The following is a 7375-nucleotide window of genomic DNA, read 5'->3' as shown; positions in this document are numbered from 1 at the left end:
AAAAAAGCTGTTAATGTGATAGTACATACATTAACGCTTTTTTGTTTTTTTACTATTTTTTACATAATTTTTCTATATTTTGAATGGAAAGTATCAATCTTCTTTGAATAAAAAGGCCATCTAACAATTCGTATTTTCAGAATGTGCTTTTTTTGTTACAATAGATAGGATAAAGAGTAGAACTGTAAGAGATTGCTGTGGCATAGGGGGATTACGTGATGGAAAAAATAAAAGTCGCGATTGCTGATGATAATAAAGAATTAGTACGCGCACTAGCAAGTCATTTATCGGAAAATCCTCAAATTGAGGTTATTAATACCGTATCAAATGGTAAGCAGTGCCTAGAAATGCTAAAAGAAAGCATTCCAGATGTATTAATTTTAGATGTTATCATGCCGCATTTAGATGGATTAGCAGTACTGGAAGAAATTCACAAACAAGTGGCGTATCAGTCAATTAAGGTGATTATGTTAACAGCGTTTGGTCAAGAAGATGTGATGAAGCAAGCAGTGGAGTTAGGCGCTGCGTATTTCATGTTAAAACCTTTCGAGATGCAACGTTTAGAAGCAAAAGTACTGCAATGCGGGCAAGGGACAAGTAAGCAACTAGAAAACCAACAAACGCCACTTGTAAATACAGGCATTTTACAAGGATTGCAACCAGAAGTAGTGGACCAACAACGCTTAGATATGCAGGTGACGGATTTAATTAAGGAAATTGGTATTCCGCCACATATTAAAGGCTATGGCTATTTACGTGAAGCCATTCAAATGGTGTATTTAAACGTCGATTTATTGAGCTCTGTCACAAAAATATTATATCCAGACATTGCGAAAAAATTCGATACGACATCATCGCGTGTTGAACGTGCAATTCGACATGCGATTGAGGTAGCTTGGAATCGCGGAAATTATGAAGCGATTGCAGACCTATTTGGTTATTCTTCACATCATATGAAGCAAAAGCCAACAAATTCAGAATTTATCGCGATGGTTGCGGACAAATTACGCATGGAAATGATGAATTAAACTATTTAATGGTACATTTGTTTTCAACGAGTATCCATGCTAAATAATGAACTTCTTTTTATTAGTTTTTTAATAAAGCTGATAAAAAGGAGTTTTTTTATGACTTATTAATGAAACAGGTCTTAATAGCGCTTCGTATGAGGAATATTTTCTTCTATCAGTTTTTAAAACTTCTTTATAATATTAAATAAGTATTTAGTACTATTAAATAAAGAAAAAATAAAGTGAATGTAATTAATAGGTGTATAATACTATTTTAACAATAGGCTATGTGTTCTATAAAATGAATTTGATACAATGAAAATATACATAAAGATTTTTGACTGTGAAGGAGGCCGCATCATGGTATTAGTCGAAAATGAGTTTTTTGAAGTCTATGAGAGCTTGGATAAAATTTTTATTCGTGTGCACAAAGAAGGCTTTAAATTAAAAGACTTTGAAACCATTATGAAGCAACAACGACGCTTAAAGTTAACAAGTTTTCAAACATTACGAGAGGCATTGCAAACGCCAGCACCGGAGCCGTATGAGATTGGTATTTGGCTTCCGGTGCTTGTGCTAAGCATCTCAAAAGATTCGATGACTGTTTCACTGCAAGTAAACGATACGGAAGATGCACTCGTACGAAATGAAGCGCAATTGAATAAACAGATTAGAATGATTGCCGATAGTATGGGATTACGCTGTAAATTAAATCATGTAACACCTGAGCAAGTAATCAATGAAAAAAACATCATTGTAGGGAAAGGAATTGAGCCAGAGCGTGGTGCGGACGCTGTACTTAATTACTTTGAAAGTCCAGTTATAAAACCGATGATTCGTGAAGATGGACGTGCGGATTATTTTGATATGAATTTTATTTGCGAAATTGAAGAGAATCAATGGCTCGGAGAAAAGATTCCAGCGACCGAGGGCGAGAGCGGTATTAATGTATACGGTGAAATTGTTACGGCATTAGCAGGTAAGGATGCGTCGCTACGCTATGATCCAAATTCGGTCTATGAAAGTGAAGAAGAGGACCGTATTGTATTACGTGCGCGTCATAACGGCGTATTAGATATTTCAGATGGCACCGTAAAACTATTACAGCATTTGACCATTCAAGGTGATGTGGGCATTGAGACGGGCAATTTAGATTTTAAAGGCTCGATTTTAATTAAAGGTACGGTAACACCGGGATATCGTGTACGTGCCCTTGGTGATATTTCAATTGAGGGCAATACCGGTGTGACAGGTGCGGAACTTATTGAATCGATTGCGGGAGATGTCAATATACGTGGTGGGATTTTTGGCAATCATACGATGGTTGTGCGCGCAGGTAAGAATATTTATGCCAAGCATGCAAATGATGTGTTGTTAGAAGCAATGGAAGATATTTATATTAGCAATTATGCGATGGGTTCTAATTTAGTGGCGCAAAATGTGTACTTAGATGAGCATCGTGGTAAAATTATTGGCGGTGAAACGTCGGTCACGCAGTCGATTAAAGTGGCGTATGCAGGGAATCCACATGAACGGCGTACGAATTTATCAATTGTTGTGCCAGACCGCACAGAACGTATGGCAGAGGCACGTGCATTTGCGGATGAATCGGAGAAGCTAAAAGAAGAGTATAAAAAGCGCGAAATTCAGGTGGCGCAGCTAGAATCATTTTACGACAAAATGACACAGGAGCAGCGTTTTGCATTTGAAAATTCAAAACAAACAGCAGCTACATTAAAAAAACGAATTATTCAATTGGATGAACAAATTCAAACGGTGTTATTAAGTGTGCGCATGGTTGGACAAGAGGAAATCTCCGTAACAAAAGAAGCATACCCAGGAACCGTTTTACAAATTGGTAAGTTTTCAAGTATGCTGAAAAAAACGACATGTGGTTCGTTTAAAATTGAAGGTGGGAAATTGAATGTCTAAATTACCAATTTACGCGCATCGTGGGGTTATTACAAAAGCACCTGAAAACTCGATGGCGGCGTTTCAACAAGCACTAGAAGAGCAAGCAGATGGCCTAGAGTTTGATGTGCAATTAACAAAGGATTATGTGGCAATTGTGACGCATGATTTAAATTTGAAGCGCTTGACTGGCAAGAATTATCAGTTAAATGAAGTTCCATACAATCAAATTCGTAAATTAACAGTGGGGAAGCGCTTTTTAAAAAAAGGTACGACGCTATTAACGTTTGATGAGTTGCTAGCATGGCTCATACCACAGCAAATCCCGGTAAATATCGAATTAAAAGAATCGTTTATCGGTCAATTTGCGGCGCTTGAATCACTTGTGAAAAAATGTGGTCGCTTACAGCATGTCCATATTTCATCGTTTCATGAGGACGTTTTACGTAATGTGAAGCGGATTAATCCATCACTTGAAACCGCATTTATTCCGAAAAAAGCATTTGACTGGACATCGCTTCAAGCGGCAGCGCATATCGATGTTATTCATGCGAACAAAAAGCGCTATTACAAGGCGAAGTATTTAAATGCGGCACAACAAGCGGGCAAAAAAGTACGTTTTTATAATATAACGGGACAAGAAAACTATTTAAAAAACCCACATCAAACAGTCATCGGCTGGATTACGGATTATCCGGCAGTCGTTTATAAAAACAGCGTATCATAGTACAGATACGCTGTTTTTTCCATTTAATAGGTCTTTTTGTGATAGTGCTATAGCACAGAGAATGTTTTTTCAGAAAATTTTAAATGCAAGCGGATACATATTTTTTCGCTAGGAAAAGCGCTAAATGTTCTAAAAAAATAAGTTTTTTCATGAGTTTATGTGAAAATGATAGACGCGAAAATAGGTAAGAAGCGCGATATTATCCATTTTTATACTTTTAACAGTCAGAATCTTTGTGTAAAATAAGGCTAGAATCATTGAAGGGGGGAAGCGTCTACGCGACCGTATGACAAACTTAAAAGAAGTAACATTTGAAAAGCCTTCTTACGACCAATGGCAGGAGGCTGCTGTAAAGCAATTAAAAGGAAAACCTTTTGAATCGCTTTTAACAAAAACTATCGAGGGGATCACTCTAGAACCTCTATACACAGAGGAACGTTTACTAGAGGCGCTTGATGGCAAATTAGAGGAGCAAGTATCAACTGTACGTGCATTAAAAGCTGATGGTGACTTTGGGGTAGCACAACAAGCTTTTGGCTCTTCAATTGAAGAATTCGTTGCACAAACAAATGATGCCTTTGCGCGTGGAGCACAATATGTAACAGTAGGGAAAGTGAGCTTTGAGTGGGATGAGGCAGCGTTAAAACAATTGGCAGCCTTAATCGATACACATAAGCAAGTTGTTCTTTACGTTGATAATAAAGAAGTAGTAAATGTTTTCAACTTTGTGACGGATAAAACGGTAACTGGATTTATCGTGTCAGCAGAACCAGTAGAGCTTACTGATTTTGCAAATGTACGCACATTAAATGCCCATACACAAACGGTACACTATGAAGGGGCGAATGCGACACAGGAATTAGCAATTGCATTAGCGCAAGCAGCAGAATTATTAGGTGAGGACTTTGCAGCGAACGAAGACAAATTCTTTGCATCATTTGCAATCGACCCACAATTCTTTATGGAAATCGCAAAAATTCGTGCATTCCGCGTACTATGGAAAGCCTTTGCACAAGCATATGGTGTCACGTCACCAAAACCAGTTCAAATCGTGACGGAAACATCACTACGCTCATTCTCTAAATTAGATGTGTATGTCAATTTACTGCGTGCAGGCAATGAAGCCTTCTCAGCAGTAATCGGTGGCGCAGACGTAGTAACCGTACACCCACATAATGTATTAACAGGTCCAACAAATCAATCGGTACGTATCGCACGTAACGCAGCACTTGTGATTAAAGAAGAGTCACATGTCACAAAAGTATTAGATCCAGCAGGTGGCTCATACTTCGTTGAATCTTTAACACATGACCTTGTGAAAAATGCATGGGCATACTTCTTAGAAATCCAAGCAGCAGGCGGCTATACAGCAGCACAAGCAAAAATCGCTGCAGATGTAAAAGTGGTATGGGATAAACGTCTTGCGGATGTAGAAACACGTAAAGCAGTATTAGTTGGTACAAATAACTTCGCGGATGCGACAGAAGAAGTACCAGCAGAAAGCTTTGTTGACGTTAATCGTTTAGCACAACCATTTGAAAAATTACGCGTTGATTTTAAAGAAAATCCAGTAAAAGTAGCCGTACTTGCTTATGGTGAACTGAAAAAAATCAAACCACGTACTGATTTCGTAACAGGTATTTTCGCTACAGCAGGTGTAACGGCAGACGTAACAGAGCCATTTACCGATGTAGAAGCAGCGAAAAACTACTTAGCAACAACGGATGCACAAGTTGTTGTGTTCTCAGCTGTTGATGAGGATGTTGAAGCCGTATTACCACAAATCATCGCTTCAAAACAACCGGGCACATTACTTGATGTTGCCGGCAAATTTGATATCGATGGTATTGATGGTGCCTTATATGCGGGCATGAACATTTACGAAAAACTTGAAGGCATTCAAACAAGCCTTAAGGAGGTACAACGATGAGCGTGAATTTTGGAGCAATTGATATTGAAGAAGTATTAACAAAAGAAGCGTATACGAAAAAAGATGACACGTTTATGACGAACGAAGACATCGAAGTGAAGCATGTCTATACAAAAGAAGATACAGAAGGTTTAAAACATTTAAATGATGTAGCAGGCGTGACACCCAATACGCGTGGCCCTTACCCAACAATGTATGTAGGTCGTCCTTGGACAATTCGTCAATATGCAGGTTTCTCAACTGCTGAAGAATCAAATGCCTTTTATCGTCGTAACTTAGCGATGGGTCAAAAAGGGTTATCTGTAGCGTTTGACCTTGCAACGCACCGTGGCTATGACTCAGATCACCCTCGTGTAACAGGTGATGTTGGTAAAGCCGGCGTAGCAATTGACTCGGTTGAAGATACAAAAATTCTTTTTGCAGGGATTCCACTTGACCAAATGTCTGTATCGATGACAATGAACGGTGCGGTATTACCGGTACTTGCCTTCTACATCGTGACAGCAGAAGAACAAGGTGTTTCACCAGATAAATTATCAGGTACGATTCAAAATGATATTTTAAAAGAGTATATGGTACGTAACACATATATTTATCCACCAGCAATGTCGATGAAAATTATTGCAGATATTTTTGAATACACATCAAAATTCATGCCAAAATTCAACTCGATTTCAATTTCTGGTTACCATATCCAAGAAGCGGGCGCAACAAATGATATCGAGCTAGGCTACACATTAGCGGATGGTCTTGAATACGCACGTACTGGTTTAGAAGCGGGTATTGATATCGATAAATTCGCACCACGTTTATCATTCTTCTGGGCAATCGGCATGAACTACTACATGGAAATCGCGAAAATGCGTGCTGCACGTCGTATTTGGGCACAGTTAATGAGCCAGTTCGAGCCAGAAAACGCAAAAACGCAATCCCTACGTACGCACTCACAAACGTCTGGTTGGTCGCTAACAGAACAAGACCCATTCAATAATGTGACACGTACATTAATCGAAGCGAATGCGGCAACAATGGGGCATACACAATCACTTCACACGAACGCGTTAGATGAAGCGATTGCACTGCCAACAGATTTCTCTGCGCGTATCGCACGTAATACACAATTATTCTTACAAAACGAAACAGGCATGACAAAAACGATTGACCCATGGGGCGGTTCTTATTATGTTGAGAAATTAACAGATGAGTTGACACAATCTGCGTGGAAATTAATCGAAGAAGTTGAAGGATTAGGCGGTATGGCCAAAGCAATCGAAACAGGTCTTCCGAAAATGAAAGTCGAAGAAGCGGCAGCAAAACGCCAAGCGAAAATTGACTCGAATGCAGAAACAATTATCGGTGTAAATAAATACCGTTTAACAGAAGAAGAGCCAATCGAAATCCTAGATATCGATAATACATTAGTACGTCAATCGCAAATTGACCGTATTAACAAAATGAAAGAAGACCGCGACGATGCAGAAGTACAAAAACATTTAGCGCGTCTAACAAAAGCTGCGGAAACAGGTGAAGAAAACTTATTAGCGGTTGCTGTAGATGCTGCGCGTGCGCGTGCAACACTTGGTGAAATCTCTGATGCCATTGAAAACGTATCAGGTCGTCATAAAGCAGTTATTCGCTCAATTAGTGGGGTGTACGCTACGAATTATTCAGACCAAGATGCCATTACAGAAGTAAAACAAATGACGGATGAATTCTTAGAAGCAGAAGGTCGTCGTCCACGTATTCTTGTGGCGAAAATGGGTCAAGATGGACATGACCGTGGTGCGAAAGTTGTTG

Annotated in this window: 5 protein-coding genes; all 5 read left to right on the top strand. The window is 39.1% G+C overall.

What is annotated here, in order from left to right:
• Window positions 1-218 precede the first annotated feature (218 nt).
• Window positions 219-1028 (top strand): sporulation transcription factor Spo0A, encoded by an 810-nt coding sequence (gene spo0A / locus KTHG_RS06590; RefSeq protein WP_126990247.1) that lies wholly within the window; start codon window positions 219-221, stop codon window positions 1026-1028.
• A 342-nt stretch (window positions 1029-1370) separates the two neighbouring features.
• A complete protein-coding gene (locus KTHG_RS06585) occupies window positions 1371-2942 on the top strand; it encodes a flagellar assembly protein A (RefSeq protein ID WP_126990246.1) in 1572 nt (523 codons plus the stop codon).
• Window positions 2935-3648, top strand: a complete 714-nt coding sequence (locus KTHG_RS06580; protein WP_139992337.1) for a glycerophosphodiester phosphodiesterase — start codon at window positions 2935-2937, stop codon at window positions 3646-3648. The genes KTHG_RS06585 and KTHG_RS06580 overlap by 8 nt, the downstream gene beginning before the upstream one ends.
• A gap of 286 nt (window positions 3649-3934) precedes the next feature.
• Complete coding sequence (locus KTHG_RS06575) at window positions 3935-5578, top strand: methylmalonyl-CoA mutase family protein (protein WP_139992335.1); 1644 nt, start codon at window positions 3935-3937, stop codon at window positions 5576-5578.
• The coding region (scpA, locus tag KTHG_RS06570; RefSeq protein WP_139992754.1) for a methylmalonyl-CoA mutase at window positions 5575-7375 on the top strand (1801 nt) is incomplete at its 3' end. The genes KTHG_RS06575 and scpA, both read left to right, overlap by 4 nt.

It is taken from the genome of Kurthia sp. Dielmo (assembly GCF_000307285.2).
Taxonomy (GTDB): domain Bacteria; phylum Bacillota; class Bacilli; order Bacillales_A; family Planococcaceae; genus Kurthia; species Kurthia populi.
The sequence above is the reverse complement of the archived record's forward strand: the minus strand, read 5'-3'. Positions and strand labels throughout refer to the sequence as shown.